At 60.4% G+C, this 20,774-nt stretch carries 15 protein-coding genes and 1 pseudogene; 11 read left to right on the forward strand and 5 right to left on the reverse strand.

The genetic code is table 11. The features are described 5' to 3' along the window. Positions 1 to 61: 61 nt before the first annotated feature. Both gudD and kdgD read left to right on the forward strand, forming a co-directional pair. The gene (gene gudD / locus PQQ96_RS06460; RefSeq protein ID WP_408290129.1) at positions 62 to 1,411 is read left to right on the forward strand and encodes a glucarate dehydratase; all 1,350 of its coding nucleotides are present in this window, start codon (positions 62 to 64) and stop codon (positions 1,409 to 1,411) included. Positions 1,412 to 1,480: 69 nt separating this feature from the next. Beyond that, entirely contained in the window at positions 1,481 to 2,398 is a 918-nt protein-coding gene (gene kdgD, locus PQQ96_RS06465) for a 5-dehydro-4-deoxyglucarate dehydratase (RefSeq protein ID WP_408290130.1), read from the forward strand. A gap of 175 nt (positions 2,399 to 2,573) precedes the next feature. On the opposite strand, the gene PQQ96_RS06470 is transcribed toward kdgD, so the two are convergent. Further along, complete coding sequence (locus PQQ96_RS06470) at positions 2,574 to 4,082, reverse strand: MFS transporter (protein WP_408290249.1); 1,509 nt, start codon at positions 4,080 to 4,082, stop codon at positions 2,574 to 2,576. Positions 4,083 to 4,672: 590 nt separating this feature from the next. On the opposite strand from PQQ96_RS06470, the gene PQQ96_RS06475 reads away from it, so the two are divergent. Continuing rightward, complete coding sequence (locus PQQ96_RS06475; protein ID WP_408290132.1) at positions 4,673 to 5,467, forward strand: substrate-binding periplasmic protein; 795 nt, start codon at positions 4,673 to 4,675, stop codon at positions 5,465 to 5,467. After that, positions 5,464 to 8,262 (forward strand): bifunctional diguanylate cyclase/phosphodiesterase, encoded by a 2,799-nt coding sequence (locus PQQ96_RS06480; RefSeq protein ID WP_408290134.1) that lies wholly within the window; start codon positions 5,464 to 5,466, stop codon positions 8,260 to 8,262. The genes PQQ96_RS06475 and PQQ96_RS06480 overlap by 4 nt, the downstream gene beginning before the upstream one ends. Positions 8,263 to 8,294: 32 nt before the next feature. Here the strand turns inward: PQQ96_RS06480 and PQQ96_RS06485 are convergent, their stop codons facing one another. Together PQQ96_RS06485 and PQQ96_RS06490 are read right to left on the reverse strand one after the other, a co-directional pair. Continuing rightward, a complete protein-coding gene (locus PQQ96_RS06485) occupies positions 8,295 to 8,768 on the reverse strand; it encodes a FadR/GntR family transcriptional regulator (RefSeq protein ID WP_408290251.1) in 474 nt (157 codons plus the stop codon). Between the two features lie 27 nt (positions 8,769 to 8,795). Continuing rightward, a pseudogene (locus PQQ96_RS06490) lies at positions 8,796 to 8,972 on the reverse strand (GntR family transcriptional regulator); the annotation flags it as partial. Positions 8,973 to 9,196: 224 nt separating this feature from the next. On the opposite strand from PQQ96_RS06490, the gene PQQ96_RS06495 reads away from it, so the two are divergent. From PQQ96_RS06495 to speB, 5 genes are all read left to right on the forward strand, one after another. After that, entirely contained in the window at positions 9,197 to 10,981 is a 1,785-nt protein-coding gene (locus tag PQQ96_RS06495; RefSeq protein ID WP_408290135.1) for a gamma-glutamyltransferase family protein, read from the forward strand. A 48-nt stretch (positions 10,982 to 11,029) separates the two neighbouring features. Further along, positions 11,030 to 12,442: an MFS transporter gene (locus PQQ96_RS06500; protein ID WP_408290137.1), complete on the forward strand. Its 1,413-nt coding sequence runs from the start codon at positions 11,030 to 11,032 to the stop codon at positions 12,440 to 12,442. 33 nt (positions 12,443 to 12,475) lie between these two features. Beyond that, positions 12,476 to 13,030, forward strand: coding sequence for a GAF domain-containing protein (locus PQQ96_RS06505; protein WP_408290139.1), 555 nt, complete (start codon positions 12,476 to 12,478; stop codon positions 13,028 to 13,030). A gap of 18 nt (positions 13,031 to 13,048) precedes the next feature. Next, entirely contained in the window at positions 13,049 to 14,293 is a 1,245-nt protein-coding gene (locus PQQ96_RS06510; protein ID WP_408290141.1) for an MFS transporter, read from the forward strand. Between the two features lie 343 nt (positions 14,294 to 14,636). After that, positions 14,637 to 15,614, forward strand: coding sequence for an agmatinase (gene speB / locus PQQ96_RS06515; protein WP_074286407.1), 978 nt, complete (start codon positions 14,637 to 14,639; stop codon positions 15,612 to 15,614). An 80-nt stretch (positions 15,615 to 15,694) separates the two neighbouring features. On the opposite strand, the gene PQQ96_RS06520 is transcribed toward speB, so the two are convergent. Next, the gene (locus tag PQQ96_RS06520) at positions 15,695 to 16,618 is read right to left on the reverse strand and encodes a LysR family transcriptional regulator (RefSeq protein WP_408290142.1); all 924 of its coding nucleotides are present in this window, start codon (positions 16,616 to 16,618) and stop codon (positions 15,695 to 15,697) included. A 228-nt stretch (positions 16,619 to 16,846) separates the two neighbouring features. Between PQQ96_RS06520 and PQQ96_RS06525 the strand changes: the two genes are divergently transcribed. After that, a complete protein-coding gene (locus PQQ96_RS06525) occupies positions 16,847 to 17,989 on the forward strand; it encodes a branched-chain amino acid ABC transporter substrate-binding protein (protein WP_408290144.1) in 1,143 nt (380 codons plus the stop codon). 15 nt (positions 17,990 to 18,004) lie between these two features. On the opposite strand, the gene PQQ96_RS06530 is transcribed toward PQQ96_RS06525, so the two are convergent. Further along, positions 18,005 to 18,946, reverse strand: coding sequence for a LysR family transcriptional regulator (locus tag PQQ96_RS06530; RefSeq protein ID WP_408290146.1), 942 nt, complete (start codon positions 18,944 to 18,946; stop codon positions 18,005 to 18,007). Positions 18,947 to 19,212: 266 nt separating this feature from the next. Between PQQ96_RS06530 and PQQ96_RS06535 the strand changes: the two genes are divergently transcribed. Continuing rightward, positions 19,213 to 20,721: an aldehyde dehydrogenase family protein gene (locus PQQ96_RS06535; protein ID WP_408290147.1), complete on the forward strand. Its 1,509-nt coding sequence runs from the start codon at positions 19,213 to 19,215 to the stop codon at positions 20,719 to 20,721. Positions 20,722 to 20,774: the final 53 nt, after the last annotated feature.

Below are 20,774 nucleotides of genomic sequence, written 5' to 3' on the forward strand. Positions count from 1 at the left end.
GCGCTTGTTCAACGCGCGGACTCCCACGTGCTGGCTCGCTAACTCAACTGGGCCCAATACTATGTCCACGAACTCATCCCAATCGAACGCTACGCCGACGGTGACCGAACTGCGCGTTGTGCCCGTCGCCGGCCGTGACAGCATGCTGATGAATCTGAGCGGCGCGCATGGCCCGTTCTTCACGCGCAACATCGTCATTCTGCGCGACAGTGCGGGACACACCGGCGTTGGCGAAGTGCCGGGCGGCGAGAGCATCCGCAAGACCATCGACGACGCGCGTCCGTTCGTCGTCGGCCAGTCGATCGGTAATTTGCAAGCTATCCTGAACAAGGCACGCACGCAGTTCGCCGACCGCGACGCCGGTGGGCGTGGCCTGCAGACGTTCGATTTGCGCACCACCATTCACGCGGTGACCGCGCTCGAAGCCGCTCTGCTCGATCTGCTGGGTCAGCATCTGGGCGTGCCCGTCGCGGCTTTGCTCGGCGAAGGCCAGCAACGCGACGAAGTGGAAATGCTCGGTTATCTGTTCTATATCGGCGACCGCAACAAAACCGATCTGCCCTATGCGAGCGGCGCGGAAGGGCGTGACGATTGGGAGCGCGTGCGTACCGAAGAAGCGATGACGCCTGAGGCCGTAGTGCGACTTGCCGAGGCCGCGCAGGCGCGTTATGGCTTCAACGATTTCAAGCTCAAGGGCGGCGTGCTGCCCGGCGATGCCGAAATCGAAGCGGTCACGGCGCTCGCTGAACGCTTCCCCAACGCCCGCGTGACGCTCGACCCGAATGGCGCATGGTCGCTCGCGGAAGCGGTGCGCCTGTGCCGCGATCAGCATGATGTGCTGGCTTATGCGGAAGATCCGTGCGGGGCGGAAAACGGCTACTCGGGCCGCGAGGTGATGGCCGAATTCCGCCGCGCGACCGGTTTGCCGACGGCGACCAACATGATCGCCACCGACTGGCGCCAGATGGGCCACGCGATCCAGTTGCAGTCCGTGGATATTCCGCTGGCCGATCCGCACTTCTGGACCATGCAGGGCTCGGTGCGCGTGGCGCAGATGTGCAACGAGTGGGGCCTCACCTGGGGCTCGCACTCGAACAACCACTTCGACATTTCGCTCGCGATGTTCACGCATGTCGCGGCTGCGGCACCCGGCAAGATCACGGCGATCGACACGCACTGGATCTGGCAGGACGGTCAGCGCCTGACGCGTGAGCCGCTGCAGATCGTCGGCGGCAAGGTCAAGGTGCCTCAGGCTTCCGGCCTTGGTGTCGAACTGGATATGGACGAGATTGAAAAGGCTCATGCTCTGTATCAGCAACATGGCCTCGGCGCGCGTGACGACGGCGTGGCCATGCAGTACCTGATTCCGAACTGGAAGTTCGATAACAAACGCCCGTGTCTGGTGCGCTGAGCTTCCCATGATTTGAGTGGCGGCCCACGCGGCCGCTCGCTGTCCCCCACAATTCACGCTATTCACGCTATGACCTCACCTCAAGAACTCAAAGCGATCGTCTCCGAAGGCCTGCTGTCCTTTCCGGTGACCGACTTCGACGAACAAGGCGATTTCCGCGCCGACACCTATGCCGAGCGTCTGGAATGGCTTGCACCGTACGGCGCGACTGCGCTGTTTGCCGCTGGCGGCACGGGCGAGTTTTTCTCGCTGACCAAAAGCGACTACGCGAATGTGATCCGCACGGCGACTGAGACTTGCAGAGGCAAGGTGCCGATTCTTGCCGGCGCGGGTGGTCCGACGCGCGTGGCGATCGAGTACGCGCAGGAAGCCGAGCGTCTCGGCGCAAACGGTTTGCTGCTGATGCCGCATTATCTGACCGAGGCATCGCAGGAAGGGATTGCGGCGCACGTCGAGCAGGTATGCAAGGCGGTGAAGAACATCGGCGTGATCGTCTATAACCGTGCGAATTCGAAGCTCAATGCGGACACGCTTGAACGTCTCGCGGACCGCTGTCCGAACCTGATCGGTTTCAAGGACGGCGTGGGTGAAATCGAGGCGATGGTGACGATTCGCCGCCGCCTTGGCGACCGCTTCTCGTATCTCGGCGGCTTGCCGACTGCGGAAGTCTACGCCGCGGCTTATAAGGCGCTGGGTGTGCCGGTGTATTCGTCGGCCGTGTTCAACTTCATACCGAAGACCGCGATGGATTTCTATCGCGCGATTTCAGCCGATGACCACGCGACCGTCGGCAAGCTGATCGACGAATTCTTCCTGCCGTATCTGGCGATCCGTAACCGCCGCCAGGGGTATGCGGTGAGTATCGTGAAGGCCGGCGCGAAGCTGGTCGGCCACAGCGCGGGCCCGGTGCGCGCACCGCTGACCGACCTGACCGAAGAAGAAATGGCGCAACTCGACGTGCTGATCAAGAAGCTCGGCGCGCAGTAAGCGGCGCCGGTCGTGACAAAGTAAGCGGAAGCCAATCGGCAAACAGGGCGGTCCGCTCAGATCCTCGGCTGCCACACCGTGACGAACACCTTTGGTTCGTCACGGCCACCGCAAGCTTCCGGTGGTCAAGTACCGCGATTAACTACTGTGATCAACGCTCGCGGTTCTGCCGCGCTCAACTCCGGCGAAACACAACGTGCGAGATGCGCTGCACGAGCAACGCCGCGGCAAGTGCCGCCACCGCCGTCAGCCACACACCGATATGAATCGACTGCACCAGGGCATCGCGTGCCGTGTCGATCAGCGCCAGGGTATTGAGTCCCGACGGCTTCATATCCGCAATCAGTTTCTGGCGCAACGCTTCGTCGATCAGGATGCGCAGATCGACGAAGCGCGACTGCCATTGCGATACGGCCGGTTCGCCAAGCACGCTCATTGTGCGGGTGACCACGTCGCGGTAGTGATGCTGCACGACGGTGGCCACAATGCTCGTGCCCAGCATCCCACCCACCATCCGCGTGGACTGCAGCAGTGCCGTCGTGATGCCGAAGCGTTCACGCCCGGCAATCTCCTGGCCGAACACATTCAGATTGTTCAGGATGAAACCCAGGCCGATGCCGACGGCCGCCATCGGCAATTCGATCCAGATATGCGGTGTTTCCGGATTGGCAAACGCCAACGCGATCGAGGCGAACAGCAGCAGCGCGAAACCGATCGACAGAATCCGCGTGGGTTTCTTCATATGAATGACGATGCGCGTATTCAGCAGGCTGCCGATTGCGATGCAGGCGGCAATCGGCGTAGCGAGCAGACCGGCTTGTTGCGGCGACAGCCCGAAGCCGCCTTGCAGCAGCAGCGGCGCGAAGAAGATCAGCGAGAACATCACGAAGCCGGACAGGAAGCCGAGGATGAAGAGCGTGACGAGTTGCGCATCCTTGAACAGGTCGAGCGGAATGATCGGATGCGTGGCGCGTTTCTCGCAGATCAGCAAGGCGATGGCGCCCACGATCACGAAGGCCGCCAGCGCCAGGTTGCCGGCCGTCAGACCGTTTTTCGGCACCGCTTCGATGAATGCCTGCAGGCCGCCCAACACAGCGGCGACCAGCGCTGCGCCGAGCCAGTCGATCTTGACCTCGCCCTCATGCGGACGCCGGAAGTTGGGCAGATGCGCCCAGATGAAATAGAGCGCCGCGGCGCCGACCGGCAGGTTGATCAGGAAGGTGGAGCGCCAGCCCCAATGCTCGCTCATCCAGCCACCCAGCGACGGCCCCGCCGCGGTGCCGATCCCGTAAGCGGCCGCCATCACCACTTGCCAGCGCACCCGTGCGCGCGGATCGGGGAAAAGGTCCGGGATCGATGCGAACGCCGTGCCGACCATCATCCCGCCGCCGACCCCTTGCAAACCGCGCGCGATCACGAGGAACAGCATGTCGTTCGCGACGCCGCAGAGCACCGACGCCACCGTAAACGTGATGACCGCGGCGATCACAAAACGCTTGCGGCCGAAATAGTCGCCCAGACGGCCGAACACGGGGACGGTCACCACTGACGCCAGCAAGTACGCGCTGGCAATCCATGCGTAGTACTCGAAGCCATGCAGTTCGGCGACGATGGAAGGCAACGCGGTGCTGACGACGGTCTGATCGAGCGCGACCAGCATGTTGACGAGGCCGATGCCGAGCATCGCGAGCAGGGCGTTTCGGAAAGGCAGGGCAGTTGCGGTCGGGTTCACGGATCTGGAAGAAAAGGGCTTTTCAGGATAGGCGCTGCGCGGCAGGGCGCGGCTCAGGTCTCGACGACCATTATGTCTTATGGTTGTCTGACATCTTGACATGGAATTATACGGGTTTTCCCTTATCAACAACCATTTTCCATGCTGCTGGCTGGGAAAAAGCCTTGCATAGCGTGACATCGCATAGCTGGCACAGTGTGATGTGCGATGTCTGTTGATGGTCGTGTATGGCGATTTGTGGCCGCTTAAGATCGCTCCACGCTGCAGCGCCTTACGGCGGGAGGATCCGCTTCGCCTCGCCATGGCAAGAAGTCGTCAAGGGTGCCCTCAAGAACGACCGGATCGTGACGACAATGCGTACAGAGGTTTTGCAGATGAAAAGTTGTGATGCCCGCCGCCCGTCGGAGACGCATTGAGTCAGTAAAACATCCCGAAATGTGTGATAAAAATCGGATGCTTGTCGATAAGACTGACTGAACATACCGTCGCATTGTGATCACCGATAAGAATCTAACTGGGCGTCGTTCCGCTATGGAGGCGTTGTGATTCGAAACTGGCTTGGCGGGGTGCTGTTGGCAGCGTGTTGTGTCAGTCGTGCCTTCGCAGGCGGACCGGATTGTTCCCGGCCGTTTACGCTCGGATTGCACGACCACGGCCTGCTCTATTCGCTCGACACCGACAGCGGTATCGACAAAGACTTTGCAGAGGAGTTGACCCGGCGTAGCGGTTGCCAGATCAAGGTCAGTCTGATGTCGCGCGCACGGATCTGGAAACTGATCGAGTCGGGCGCACTCGACTTCAGTCTTTCTGGTATCGCGAACGACGAACGCAATCAATATGCGTCGTTTGCGTGGTACTTCAGCAATAAATACTATCTGCTCGTGCGCAAGGACGCCGACATCCATAACGTTGCGGACTTCGAACACAATCAACACGCCCAGCTCGGCGTGATCCGCAGTTTTCGCTACAGCGCATCGGCCAACGAACTCGTCGACAGACTGACGTCGGAAAACCGGGTAAGCCTGGCGGGCGGCCTCGAGCCGCTCTACCAGGCGCTTATTCTTCGACAGATCCAGGGCATGATTATCGAGCCCTTCGATTACCCCGCGCTGGACGAGAAAAAGATACGCGACGTGACGACGATCGTTGAGTTCAACGATCCCTCGGTGCCGCACGGTCTGATCATGTCGAAGAAAGCGCTCCCGGCCGCCGAACGGGAGAAGTGGCGGGCGCTGGTCGATGAAATGCGTGCTGACGGAACGGTGCGCCGTATCTTCGAAAAATACTTCAGGCCGGACCTGGCCGATTCCATGGTCAACTTCAAGGCGTCGCCGTGATCCGGGTGCGCACTATCCTGTTGCCGTTGCTGGTTTTATCCGCATCGCTCTGCGTGACCTGGATAGTATGGAATCACGAACGGCAAGCGACACGCAACGAGCTTCGCACCCAGTTCAGTTACACCATGAGCGATGCGGTAGGCCGCGTCGAACAGCGCATGGCGACCTACGAGCTGATGCTGCGAGGCGTGCAGAGCCTGTTTGCTGCGAACGGAACGATTGATCGCGACAGGTTCCGGCGCTATGTGCGCGCGCTTAATCTTGACGCAAACTTTTCCGGGGTCCACGGCGTCGGCGTGATCGAGTGGGTGCCCGCGGCGCGTAAAGCGGCCCATATAGCGGGCATGCGCCAGGGCGGCGTTCCAGACTACGCGATTCATCCCGACGGGCTGCGCCAGGACTATGCTCCGATCGTTCAGCGCGAGCCCTTTATTGGCCTCGCGCGCAGCTCGCCTGGCTTTGATAGCTGGGACGAACCCGTGCGGCGGTCCGCGATGGAGAAGGCGCGCGACTCCGGCATGGCGGCCCTCTCGGGCAAGGTGCGCCTCGCGGTCGACGCGGAAGATGACCCTCGGCCAGGTTTCATCATGTACCTTCCGGTCTACGCTTCTGGCGAGGCGCAGGACAACCTGGTGCAGCGTCGGGCGAACATTATTGGCTGGGTCTATGCGTCGTTCCGTATGCACGATGTGATGGCCAGTCTCTATGGCGAACAGCCACCCGGCGTCTCGCTGGCGATTTACGACGGCGTTCAGCCGTTGGAGGCCGCGCTGCTGCATCGCACTTCAGATGCAAACAACCGGCATGCGCCCGCGCTCATCTCCGCAAACGAATACCTGGTTGTGGACGGGCACGACTGGATGCTCACGATGAGCGCCTCCGACGAGTTTCGATCCCGGTTGGGGCGCAATGCGGAGGCGTCGATTGCCGGCGCCGGCACGGGCTTGAGTCTGCTGCTGGCGCTTCTGACCTGGCTCATGATGACCGGGCGGGAACGTGCCATGCGGCTCGCCTCGGCGATGACGCGGGAGTTGCGCGAAAACGAAGAGAAATTTCGCGCCATTGCTGACTGCACGGTGAACCTCGAGATCTGGTGGGGACCGGAAGGCAAACCGCGCTGGATCAACCCGTCGGTTGAGTACTACACGGGCTACACGGTCGCGGAATGTATGGCGATGCCCGACTTCGCCCGCACGCTCATCCACCCGGAGGACTTTCCGCGCGTTGCACCGGAATTTAAAAAGGGGCTTGAGGGTTCCCGCGGCGACGATCTCGAGTTTCGTTGCGTGCGCAAGGATGGATCGCTGCTCTGGCTGTCGATCTCGTGGGTGCCGATTAGCAATCAGCGGGGAGACTTCATCGGTTTCCGGACCAGCGGCCGCGATATTACCGAGCGTAAGAAGTCGGAGGAGAAAATCCGTGAGCTTGCCTTCTACGATACGTTGACCCGGCTGCCCAATCGCGCGCTTCTTCTGGATCGCCTGAGGCAGGCCATGGTGGCGAGCCAGATGAACCGGGTCTGCGGCGCCCTGATGTTCATCGACCTCGATCACTTCAAAACGCTGAACGATACGCTTGGGCATGACAAAGGCGATTTGCTCCTGCGGCAGGTCGCGAATCGCCTGTCGAGTAGTGTCGATGAGGGCGACACGGTCGCTCGGGTCGGCGGCGACGAGTTCGTTGTGGTGCTGGGCAATCTGAGTCTGGACAAGGCGGCGGCGACAGCGGAAACCGAGGTCGTGGGGGGCAGAATTCTCGCCGTGTTGGGGCGCGCGTACGAACTCAATGGCGTTCAGTTCCGGAGTACCGCCAGCATCGGCGTCACCGTATTCAATGGCGTGCAGACGTCCACCGACGAGCTCTTCAAGCAGGCCGATCTCGCCATGTATAAATCGAAGGAACGTGGCCGCAACGTCATGTGTTTCTTCGACCCGGCGATGCAGACGGCCGTGCTGAGACGCGCCGAGCTGGAGGTGGGATTGCGCCACGCCATTGAGCAGAACCGGATTGTTCTTCACTATCAGGCGCAGGTCGTTGACGGCAATTACATCACCGGTGCGGAAGCGCTGGCGCGCTGGGAGCATCCTGAGCGCGGCCTGATACCCCCGGGTGAGTTTATTCCGCTCGCGGAGGAGTCGGGGCTGATTCTCGAGATGGGGCGCACCGTATTGGCGTCCGCCTGCGCTCAACTGGCGCTGTGGGCGGCGCGGCCCTCGATGGCGCATCTGTCGATCGCCGTGAACGTCAGCGCCCGGCAATTTCGCGAACCTGACTTCGTGGACGGTGTGCTCGCGGTCATCAAGCGGACCGGGGCGAGGGCGGACCGGCTGAAGCTCGAGTTGACCGAGAGTGTTCTGGTTGAGAACGTGCAGGACATTATCGAAAAGATGAGCACCCTGCGAGCGCAAGGCGTGACGTTCTCACTGGATGACTTCGGGACGGGATATTCCTCGCTGGCTTACCTGAAACGATTGCCACTAGACCAGTTAAAGATTGACCGGTCGTTCGTGCGCGACATTCTGATCGACCCCAACGACGCTGACATCGCGAGAACCATCGTCGCGCTTGCCCGAAGTTTTAACCTGGGTGTCATCGCCGAGGGCGTCGAAACTGAAGCGCAAAGAGATTTCCTCGCCGTCGCCGGATGTCATGCCTATCAAGGTTTTCTCTTTTGCAAGCCGCTTCCGATTCAGGTTTTTGAACAGTTTGTGAACCGGTTCAGTTCCCATGACCGGACCGAAGACCGGTCGACGGGGCGTGATGAAAGAAACGTGGGTTCAGGTCGGGTCACCTGATCATCGGTATCCAAGACAGGCGTATAGGCCCCTCAGTCGTGGCGAGGGGCCGCTTCGTCGCCTTTGGCAGACGCGCGCCACTGAACGCTGAGCAGGTGCTCGCGCATACATCGCGCCGCGGCTTCGCCATCACGCGCCTTCATGGCACTGACGATCTCCTGGTGCTGCTGGGCGAAATAGCTGCGTGTTTCCTGCGCTGACGTCTTCTCGCGTACGTCGGGTTTGACGCGCATCCCGTTGATCACTTCCATCAAGGAGATGAGCGCGGGATTGCGTGTGGCCTGTCCGATCAGTAAATGGAATCGATGATCCCATTGTTGCCACTCTTCGTCATTTTTTGCCGCGGCGTTTTTCCGCGCGCATTTTTCAAGTTCCAGCAAATCGTCCCGGCTGGCTTTCGTCGCGGCTAGCTGTGCGAGTGCCGGCTCGAACAACAGGCGCATTTCTGCGATGTCTGCCGGACTGGCGCCCGCCCGAAGTCCGCGCAGCGTCGGGGCGAACTTCAACGGTCTCGCACCCAGATAGGTGCCACGACCGACGCCGCGCCATACACGCCCTGATGCCTCCAGCGAAGCAAGCGATGAGCGCAGTTCCCTTCGACTGACATTGAGGGCTTCGGCGAGCGTTCTTTCAGGGGGCAGCGCATCGCCGTCCTTGAGTTGATGGTCGGCAATATAGTCCAGCAGTTTGTCCAGTATCGAATTTTCCATTGTCCTTTGCTAGAACCAATATTCATTGGTTCAAAATTTACCATAGTCAAACCAACTGATGTGAGATCCACCGATTTTTTTATCTGCTATGGTGTGGATGATTTCGGGTTAACGCTTGGTGCAACCGGGCAACGTTCGCCGTAGTCTCTTAGCTTATAGGATTTGTACCAATACTGATTGGTTCGAAAATAACCAGCCGTTGGTCATCGAAAAAGGAGTTGCGCATGTCGTTTACAACCCGCCCGGAGCTGATTGGCACATTCGGCATGGTGGCCTCCACGCATTGGCTGGCGAGCGCGTCGGCGATGGCCGTTCTGGAGAAAGGGGGCAATGCGTTCGATGCGGCAGCCGCTGCCGGCTTTGTCCTGCAGATCGTTGAGCCGCATCTGAATGGTCCCGGCGGCGAGCTGCCGGTTGTGTTCTACAGTGCGCGCGAAGAACGTGTTCGCGTTGTGTGCGGGCAGGGCGTGACGCCGGCGGGAATGACGATAGCGCGCATGCGTGAATTGGGTCTCGAAGTCGTTCCCGGTACGGGCTTGCTGCCGGCAGTAGTACCCGGCGCATTTGGCGCCTGGATGGCCATGCTGCGCGACTATGGCCAACTGCCGCTCGAAGACGTTCTGAGCTACGCGATCGGCTATGCGGAGAACGGCTATCCGGTGCTCCCACGCATGACGTCATCGATCCTGGCAATCAAGGATTTCTTCCAGACTGAATGGCCCACCTCGGCTGAGCAATGGCTGCGCAACGGCGACGCACCGATGCCGAACCAGCTGTTCGCCAATCCGGCGATTGCGCAGTCGTACAGGCGCATCCTCGCGGAGGCGAATACCCGCAGTGATCGTGCGGAGCAGTGCGAAGTCGCCCGCAAGGTTTTTTATCGCGGATTAGTGGCCGAAGCGATTGACCACTACTTCCGGTCAACGGCCGTTCTCGACACTTCCGGTCAGCGCAACTACGGGCTGCTCAACGCGGATGATCTCGCGCGTTGGGAGCCGTCCTATGAAGACCCGGTTTCATACGAATATGAGGGCTTCCGCGTTCACAAGACGGGCCCCTGGGGCCAGGGACCGATGTTCCTGCAGCAACTCGCGCTCCTTAAGGGTTTCGATCTCAGTGCGATGGACCCGATGGGACCCGATTTCGTGCACACGATCATCGAATGCTCGAAGCTCGCGTTCGCCGATCGCGAGGTCTTTTACGGCGACCCGGCGTTTGCGCATGTGCCCATGGATGTGCTGCTGAGCGACGCCTACAACGACGAACGCCGCCAGCTGATCGATCCCGGCCGTGCATCGTTCGAATTCCGTCCCGGCACGTTGGGCGACAGTGAACAGCGTGCCGCTCTGATCATGGCCAATGCAGGAAGGCAACAGTCCGGCGGCTTCGGCCAGGGCGAACCGACGTTTGCGCCGCTGCCTGAACTACGCGGCGATACGGTTCATCTCGACGTGGTCGATCGCTGGGGCAATATGGTTTCGGCAACACCGTCGGGCGGCTGGCTGCAGGCGTCGCCGGCCGTGCCCGGTCTGGGCTTTAACGTGACTACGCGAGCACAGATGTTCTGGATGGAAGAGGGTCTGCCGTCCTCGCTCGGCCCGGGGCGCCGCCCCCGCACGACGCTTTCGCCCACGCTCGTTACCCGCGAGGGCCGGCCCTATGCGGCATTCGGCACGCCGGGTGGCGACCAGCAGGATCAGTGGTCGATCCAGTTGTTCCTCCGGCATGTGCATGCCGGCATGAACTTCCAGGCTGCCGTGGATTCACCCTCGTTTCAGACAGCGCATTTCCCCGGCTCGTTTTATCCGCGTTCGATGCAACTGGGCAAGATGTCCGCCGAGTCCAATTTTCCGGAACACACGCTTGCCGGATTGCGTGCGCGTGGACATGACCTGACTGTGGCCGAGCCATGGTCGCTGGGCCGCGTCTGCGCGGTGGGGATCAGAAACGGTCTGATGCGTGGCGCAGCTACGCCTCGTCAAATGCAGGCATACGCAATCGGGCGATAAGTTTCGCGGCCCAGAAATCGTATCCATTTCCGTCAGGGAGAACATGCCGTGTCTGCTATTGCCGCCCGACTCGAGCGACTGCCGTTATCAGGTTTTCATCGCAAGCTCCTGCTGATCGGCGGGTTGGGGTACATGTTTGACGGACTCGATTCGTCATCGCTTGCGTTCCTCCTACCCGTCGTGAGCAAGCTATGGCACCTGACGAGTGCCGAGACGGGCCTCGTGGCGAGCAGCACCTACATCGGTTATTTTTTCGGAGCCTTTTTGTCGGGTGTGCTCGCAGATGTGATCGGGCGTCGTCGCATCATGATGAGCGCGCTTGCAATCTATTGCTGTGCGTCGCTCGCGAGCGCGACCGCCACCGACTGGCACACCTTTTTCGCGTTGCGCGTCGTCGCGGGTTTCGGGTCCGGAGCGGAGACCGTGGTGATCGCTCCGTTTCTGGCCGAGTTCGTGCCACGGCGTTACCGGGGCATCTTTTGTGGCGCATTGGTCGGCTTCATGTCGTTTGGCTATCTGGGTTCGTCCATTCTCGGCTTTACCGTCGTGCGTAACTTTGCCGAAGGCTGGCGATATCTGGCGGTGGCCACTTCGCTGCCCGTCGTCATGCTCCTCTGGTGGCGAAGAACTTTGCCCGAATCCCCGCGCTGGCTTGAAAGCCAGGGGCGGGCTGCTGAGGCGGACAGCATCGTGAGTGCAATCGAGTCGTGGTTCGCAAGTAAGGGTATCAGTCTGGCACCCGTTGCATCCCTCGGCACCATGCCTGAATCGGCGCCTGCGAAGGGCAACGCGTTACAGAATGTGCTGACGCTGTGGTCGCCGCGACTGGCGCGTACGACCGCGGTGAGTTGGCTGATGTGGTTCTCGGTCGCGTTCGCGTATTACTCGTTTTTCTCCTGGATTCCGAGCCTGCTCCTCAAGGAGGGGCTCACCATGACAAAAAGCTTTGGTTATTCGATCGCGATCTACGGGGCGCAGATTCCTGGCTATTTCACCGCGGCATGGCTCAATGAACGGCTCGGTCGAAAGGGTGTCGTGGCGTCCTGCATGCTGTTGGGCGGGCTTGCTGCAATCACGCTTGCGTTTTCCCACACCGGGTTACAGATCATGGCGGCGGGCATTGGCCTGTCGTTCTTCATGAATGGCGCGTTCGCAGGCGTCTATGCCTACACCCCTGAAGTTTTTCCGACCGCTGTGCGAGCAACCGGTACGGGATCGTCCTCCTCTTTCGGCCGGATTGGCTCGGTGAGCGCCCCCATTCTGGTCGGCCTTGTCTATCCTGTACTCGGATTCCTGGGCGTGTTCGCGATGACCACGACGGTCTTGCTGGTGGGGGCATGCGTGGTGTTCTTCCTGGGAATCGAGACCCGCAACCGGTCGCTCGAAGATATTGAGGAGGGCGGCGTCAGCCAGCCCCAGAATTTGCACGTCCCGCTCAGCTCGACCGAATTGCGCGGCTGAGTGTGCGTCGTTTCTCAATTACACAGACAGATAATGCCAGGCAATCCGATCGATCCAGTTTCGCCAGTCCTGCAAACGCTGGACATTTCAGACCTCGAACGACTTGCAGTAGTCATGCGGCTGAAGAACCAACCCACGGAGATTTTCCGTGCGGTTCACGCGTTGGCTGCGAGCGCGATAGGCCTCTGCCTTTTCACGATCATGTCTTATGACGCGCAACGCGAGGAGGTCGAGCGCGTTTATACCAACATGCCGGACGTGTATCCGGTTGGGGGCCGTAAGCGAAAACAGGGCACCGCGTGGGCAAACCAGGTCTTGCAGGAACTCAAGCCGTTTCGTGCAGAAACGACGCAAGACATCCGGGCGGCGTTCGACGATCACGCGGTGATGACTGGCATGGGCCTCGGATCGATATTGAACATTCCGATCGCGTACGACGGGATTTGCGTCGGCACAATGAACATGACACACAAGGAAGGGTGGTACACAGGTAGACACGAGAAAATGGGCATGCTGATCGGCTCCTTCCTTGCTCCCGCGCTGATCAGGTGCAACGCGATGCACATCGATCGCGCCATGCGTCTCTGACGGCACATAAGATCAATTATGTCTACAAGAACAACCTTAACCCGGTCCTCCGAATCCCAACATACGAACACCTGGGTGCTTGTCTTCATCCTGAGCTACCTTGCATTACTGGCCGATGGTGCAGACGTCATGATGTACGGCCTGACGCTGACGCGAATCAAGGACGAATTCGGATTGAGCAATGTCGAATCCGGGGCACTGGGCAGCTTGACCCTGTTTGGCATGGCCATCGGCGGCATTCTGGGCGGCTGGGCCAGTGATCGCGTGGGCCGGGTGCGGGTCGTGGCCTGGGCACTCGCGCTTTTTTCGCTTGGCGCAGGTCTACTAGGGCTTACGCACAGTTTTCTGGAGTTTGCGGTCGTACGGTTTATCAGTTCGTTGGGTATCGGTTGCATGGTGCTGGTCTCCACCCTCGTTGCTGAATACGTGCCCACGGAGCGGCGCTCACTGATTCTTGGAATCTTGCAAACGGGCATTTCCGCGGGCTACATCGTTGTCATCTCGCTGAGCAACTGGATTTTGCCGCACTACGGCTGGCGTACGCTCTACTACGTATCGGCATTTCCTGTGCTGCTGGCGCTGGCAATAAAATTTGCCGTGCCCGAACCGGCAACATGGCAGGCGAGCCGCGTGGCCGACCGCAAGGGCGAACGTGGGCATCGCACCAACCGCTACGCTTTGATTTTCGGCAACCGGCAGTCACGAACCCTATTCATCCTGTGGACCTTAGCCTCGGTATTTGCACTCTCCGGTTTTTACGGTCTGAACAACTGGTTACCGACTTACCTGGAAAAGGAACTGCACATCAAATTCGGCGCAATGGGCGGATACATGATCGGCACTTTCGTGGTCGCCTTCATCGGCAAGATCGTTGCGGGTTGGTTGGGTGACCGCTGGAGCCGGCGTGGCGTATATGTCCTTGGCTGTGTGGGCGCTGCGCTCTTTCTGCCGGTGATCATTTTCTGGCATACGCGTGGGAACATTGCGTATCTCATGCTTGTCTTCGGGTTTTTGTATGGTGTGCCGCTGGGGACGATCGGCACTTTTATGTCAGAGAGTTTCGCTACCGTTGTGCGCGGGACAGCGGTGGGCGGCTCTTATAACATCGGCCGCTTTTGCTCGGGCGCGGCGCCCATCGTTATTGGTTACATTGCCACCCAGTTCTCCATCGGCATCGGATTTCTCGTGGTCGGCGGCGTGTTCTTTTTAAGTGGCGTAACCGCATTCTTCATTCCGGACCGGTTGTACGACACGCAGCGTTAGTCCATGCAAAGGGGCGGACTAACCGGCGGCTCGTACGAATTCCGGTAAGCCTTGATGCAAGGCGATTGCAGACAACTGCCGCAATAAAAGTGCATATCGAAACAAGCTGGGTTCAGGACGGGTTACCTGATCAATCGTCTTCTCTCTTCTCGCCTCCGTTGCATCGCTTCGGAATATCCCGAAGTGCATTTCTCATTTTTGGCATTTTCCCGTTGAATTTGTTTGCCTAGACTCCGTTCCAGATAAACCGCCGGCCCGTCACAACGGGCGTTGCCGCAGCGTCGAGGACGGCGGCAGCGCGTGCGCCGCACCTATCTGAACCCATAACAGGACGGAGGCAATCATGTCTGAAAACAGCTACGAAACAGGCCGGCTCAATTTGCCGTTTGTTGGAATCTGCACGTTCGCGAAGTCTCCGCTGTGCCTTGACTGGGACAAGATCGACGCGGACGTCGCGGTGATGGGCGCGCCCTTCGACTGCGGTACGCAGTGGCGGGCTGGCGCCAGGTTTGGCCCGCGCTCGATCCGCGATGCGTCGACGCTGTTCTCGTTCGGCCACGGCGGCGCATACGATTTCGAAGACGATGTCGTCTATTTGCCCAGCAACGAAGTTCGGATCGTCGACATCGGCGACGCGGACATGGTGCACACCAACACGGAGAAGAGCCACGCAAACATCGAGTATGGCGTGCGCAAGATCCTGGCGGCGGGCGCCTTGCCGGTGGTGATGGGTGGCGATCACTCGATCAACATTCCGTGCATTAACGCGTTCGAAGGTCAGGAGCCGTTTCATATCGTCCATATCGACGCGCACCTCGATTTCGTCGACGAGCGTCATGGCGTGCGTTACGGTCATGGCAATCCGTTGCGTCGCGCGGCGGAGAAAAGCGTAGTGTCGGGCATGACGCAGATCGGCATCCGCAACGTGTCGTCGACGGCACGCGAAGGCTATGCGCAGGCACGCGAGATGGGCTCGGACATTATCTCGGTGCGCGATCTGCGGCGCCTCGGCATCCAGGGTGTCCTGGACCGTATCCCGAAGGGCGTGCGCTATTACCTGACGATCGATATCGATGGTTTCGATCCGTCGATTGCGCCGGGCACGGGCACGCCGAGTCACGGCGGGCTGCTGTATTACGAAGGACTCGAACTGTTCGCAGGTCTCGCCGAGCAGGGTGACGTGATTGGCATTGACCTCGTGGAAGTCGCGCCCGACTATGATCATTCCGGTTCGACTTCGATTCTGGCGGCGCAATTGCTGTTGAACACGATTGGCCGTGTGATGCATCAACGCAAGGTCAAACGAAACCTTTCCCGCTAGACGGGATGCGCTTGTGCCGCGCTTGCGCGATTGCCGCTCCGGTTCATCGCCGATCGGCAACGCGCCAGGCGCGGCCGGCGCTATTTGCCGCTGCGCAGGGTGCGGCTCACTTCCTTGGCCGCAGCCCGCAGCTGGTTGCAAAAGGCCTGCACGACCCGCGCCGATTCACCGCCTTTGCGCGTGATGATCTTGAAGTCCAGATGGGTCACGTAGTGCTCGGGATCGATGCGCGCCAACAGACCACCGCCTACCCAGGGCTGCGCGTAGTGAGGCGGCAGAAAGCCGATGTAGTTGCCCGACAGGATCAGCATGGCGCGGCCTTCGACGTTGTCGACCGAGGCCGCGGCCTGCGGTATGCGCAGCAACTTAAGCTCCTGGCTGCCGAGATAAGCACGGGCAGCGAGACGTTGTTTGCTGAGCACCGAAACAGGGACACGGCCACTCGCCCGCTCGTAGAGCGGATGGGTTGATGCACAATAGAGCCCCTGTTCCTCGCGATAGAGCGGCAAGTAGTCGAGGCCGGGAATCTGCGTGGGAAATGGCCCCACGGCCAGATGCAGGCGCCCGTCCAGCACGTGCTGCTCCATACTGCCCGGCGTGTCGATCTGCACATGCAGGCGGACCTCGGGCGCCATCTGGCCGAATTCGCGAATTGCAGCCGGCAGCGGTGAGTATTTGTCGGTCAAGGTCGCTTCGATCATGCCAAAGCGCAGCACGCCGGAAAGCTGATTGCGCAACGCACCGGCTTCCATATGAAATGTGTCGACTGCGCCGAGCAGGCGTTGCGCGGCGGCGTGCAACGCTGCGCCTTCTTCCGTGAGGCGGAAACCGGCGCGCCCACGGTCACACAAGCGCAGACCGAGGCGCGTCTCCAGTTGCGACATGTATTCGCTGATACTCGATGCACCAATGTTGAGAATCGGCTGCGCTGCGGCGAAGCCACCGCATCGCACGATGGTTTCGAAGATCCGCAACAGCTTGAGATCCGTGTCCTGAACTTGCATCGCGCCGCCCCTCGATTACTTCGGGAATTTCCGAAATGTGTTTCATCAATGGTGCATTTTATTGGGGAATTTGGCTACACAGAATTGCTGTCAACCCCACTGCACAACGTTCGGCGACGGCATTCGGACAGCGGGGCCCCAAAGCGATGTTTTCTGCGTCAACGCGCGGCGAGTTTGCCACCTCAGGTGACCGCGCGGTTTGACGCGTCACGGTGTGAGGAGAGTGCGATGAAAAAGCCATATGCAGGTGCAAGCTGGTTGGCAGCAGTCGTTTTGAGCCTGGTGTCGGTGGGCGCGGCGGCGGGCGAGCAGGTGGTCAAAATCGGTTTGACCGGACCCTTGACCGGCCCGCAAGCGGCTATTGGCAAGGACGACGAAAACGGCGTCAGGATGGCGATCGAGCGTCTGAATGCCCAGGGGCTCGTGATTGGTGGCCAGAAAACGCGCTTCGAACTGGTTTCGCAGGATGACGCCGCCGATCCGCGCACCGGCATGACGGTTGCGCAAAGCCTCGTCGACGCCAACGTGAAAGTCATTTTCGGCCCTTTCAATTCGGGTGTTGCGATTCCGATTTCAAACCTGGTGAACGTCTCGGGAATCGTGATGGCGACTGTCGCGTCGAACCCGTCGATCACCCAGCACGGCTATCCGTTCGTGTTTCGCATCTCGGCCAGCGACACGCAACTTGGCAGCCGCATGGGTGAATTCGCGGCAAAGCAACTGAAGATCAAGCGTATCGCCGTGATCGACGATCGGACAGCGTACGGGCAGGGCGTCGCCGACGAGTTTGTCAACGCAGCCAAAGCCAACGGCATCGAGATCGTCGATCGGGAATATACGACCGACAAGGCGACCGACTTCGTGTCGATCGTCACCCACGTCAAGGGTACGAACGCGGAGGGGATTTTCTACGGCGGTTACTACGCGCAGGCCGGTGCGCTGCGCAAACAGATGAAGCGCCTCGCGATGAACGGCTACCTGCTGGGTGGCGATGCCATGTGCAATGCCGAATTGGCGAAACTCGGGGGCGAAGCGGTCGATACACGCGTGTATTGCCCGCAAGGCGGTCCCGTTCTCGATCAGACACCGCAAGGCCGTCAGTTCAAGGCGGACTACAAGCAACGCTTTAATACCGACCCGTTGACCTACAGCGCGGCTCTGTACGATGGGGTGAATATCGTCGCGCAGGCGATGCAGAAAGCTAATTCGATCGAACCCGCCCAGTATCGCGCCGCGCTCGCCGACATCGATTCTCACGGTGTTTCAGGGCACTATCGGTTTGACAGGAACCGTGACCTGACGGACTCGCCAATCACGATCTATACCTATCGAAATGGTGAGCCGACGCCGCTGGCGTCCTCGCAGCCCTAGGACGCTGCGGCACCCCTACGCCGTGTGCGCCGTCTGCTGAACCAGACGGTAGCTCTCCATCAGGTCGATCATGAATACCTGCAGGATGGTCGGGAGCGCGGCGGCCCGCCGCGTGATCGCGCAAAATGGCCAACGGGTGCCGTACTGCTCAGGACTTATCTGATGCAACTCGTCGCGCGCGACCCAGCGCGCGGCGTAGTGAATCGGCAGAAATCCGATGTAAGCGCCCGATAAAATAAGGATGGCCTGCGCCTCGATATTGTCGACGGTTGCCGCGGCTTTACTCACCTTGAGCATGCGCAGGTCGTGCTGCTGCAGATACCCCCGCGCTACGACACGGCTGGACGCGACGGCCTCGTCGAGCCCGGCGTCGCCAGGTGTTCGGCCAGCGAGCGCGTGACCCTTCCCGCAATAGAGACCGTCCGGTTCGCAATAGAGGTCGGTGTACGTCAGTCCCGGCACGTGAAGCGGAAAATGCCCGACTGCGATGTGCAGCCGGCCGTCCAGCACACGCTCTTCCAGTTCGGCGGGCGTGCCGACGTAGACATCCAGATGCACGTCGTGCCCTCTGGACACGAACGCTTGCAATGCCTGCGGCAGCGGCGAGGCCGAGTCGGTCACCGTGTTGTCGATGATGCCGAGGTACAGCTTTCCCGAGATGTGCTGTTTTAGCGCATCGGTATCCACACAGAAGCTCTCTACCGCCACCTGCAGCCGCTGCGCCGCCTCGTAAGTTGCGATGCCGTGTTCAGTGAGGCGAAAGCCGCTGCGGCCCCGCTCGCAAAGCTTCAGCCCGAGGCGTGTTTCGAGCGTCGTCATTTGCTCGCTAATGGTCGACTGGCTAACGTTCAGGGTCGCCTGGGCAGCGGAAAATCCGCCGCACCGTACCACCGTCATGAACACCCTCAGTAGTTTGAGGTCCACGTCCTGCAACTGGATCACGGTCGTCGCTCCCATTGCACCGCTTGCTTCGAGATTCCCGATATGAACATCTGATTCACGTGATTTTTACCTCCGGACTTGTCGTCCATAGTCTCTCAAAACACCGCGCCGCCACAAGCCGCGTTTATATCGATGGACCCCCGGCTGTTTGTGAGCAGATGACGCTCCTGGCGACCCCCGGAGGTCCTCGTCAAGCGGTTGCAGGATCAGGCGCACCGACGCGCACGAATCTGGCCCATGAGAGGCCGACTAGCAGTCAATCCGTAAGACAGGAGACAATGATGGACAAGGTCGTACACGATTACCTGGCGAAGTTTGGTGTTCAGGAAGAGACTCAACGCTTTCTCGCGAAGCCGCAGAAGATGTTTATCGGCGGTGACTGGATCCCGCAAGGTGACCGGGAGTCCTGCGCGGTGCTCGAACCGTCCACCGCGGGCGTGATCACGCACATTCCCTTGGGCACGACCGCCGATCTGGATCGCGCGGTCGAGGCGGCCCGCAGACAATTCGACGGTGGCGCATGGCGAAAGCTCAAACCCCTTGAGCGCGAACGGCTGCTCCATCGGCTCGCCGATCTGATCGAAGCGAACGCAACGGAGTTGGCCGAGATCGAATCGATCGACGTCGGCAAGTCGGTCGCCAATGCGCGCGACGTCGACGTACAAGGCACGATCGACACCTTCCGCTATTTTGCCGGTTGGGCGTCGAAGCTCCACGGCCGTACCGTCGAACCGTCCTTGCCGGGTGACTACGTTGCCTACACGCGCAAGGAGCCCATCGGCGTGGTCGGCGTGATCGTGCCGTGGAACTTCCCGCTGCAAACCATGGCGTGGAAAGTCGCGGCTGCGCTCGCTGCCGGTTGCACGACAGTGATCAAGCCCGCCGAACTCACGTCGCTGTCCACGCTTCGCTTTGCGGAGCTGGTGCACGAGGCCGGGATTCCGGACGGCGTCATAAACGTCATCACCGGGCGAGGGCGTGAAATTGGCGCGGCGATGGCCGCCCATCCGGGCATCGACAAGATCACGTTCACCGGTTCCACCGAAGTGGGCCGCACCGTCGGGCAAGCGGCCGTGGGCGGCATCAAACGGATGACACTCGAACTGGGCGGCAAGTCGCCGGTGCTGGTGCTCGAGGACGCCGACATCGAAGCCGCGGCCCAGGCCGTAGCAAACGGCATCTTCTTCAATTCTGGACAGGTCTGCGATGCGGGGTCACGGATTTATATCCAGCGCGGCATTCACGACAAGTTCATCGGCGCGCTGATCGAACGCACGCGTCAAATGAAGATCGCACCCGGCCTCGATCGGGATTGCTTCATCAGCCCGCTCGTTTCCGCGCTGCAGAAGGATCGCGTCTCGTCCTATATCGACACCGGGCGGCGCGAAGGCGCGGAAGTGGTGCAGGGTGGCCGTGTACTGGACCGGCCGGGCTACTTCGTCGAGCCGACCATCTTTACGCATTGCCGCAGCGACATGAAAATCGTTCGCGAAGAGATCTTCGGACCTGTGCTGGTGACGACCCCCTTTGACGACCTGAGCGATGCGTTGTCGCAGGCGAATGATTCGCCGTACGGTCTTGCCGCCGCGATCTACTCCAATGACCTGAACCGCGTGCACAAACTGATTCCGCAGTTGCGCGCAGGTACCGTCTACGTCAATGCTCATAGCACGATCGATCCGTCGATGCCATTCGGCGGATTCAAGGAATCCGGTTTTGGCAAAGACCTCGGGCCCGAACAACTCGATCATCTGATGGAGAGCAAAGCGGTCTGGATCACGCTGAACTGACCTGCCACTTCACTGACGGCGCCCCCAGACGAACGTGAGCGAGGCGCCGCGTG

The sequence above is a fragment of the Paraburkholderia sediminicola genome (assembly GCF_046027825.1).
In the GTDB taxonomy this organism is placed as follows: domain Bacteria; phylum Pseudomonadota; class Gammaproteobacteria; order Burkholderiales; family Burkholderiaceae; genus Paraburkholderia; species Paraburkholderia sediminicola_D.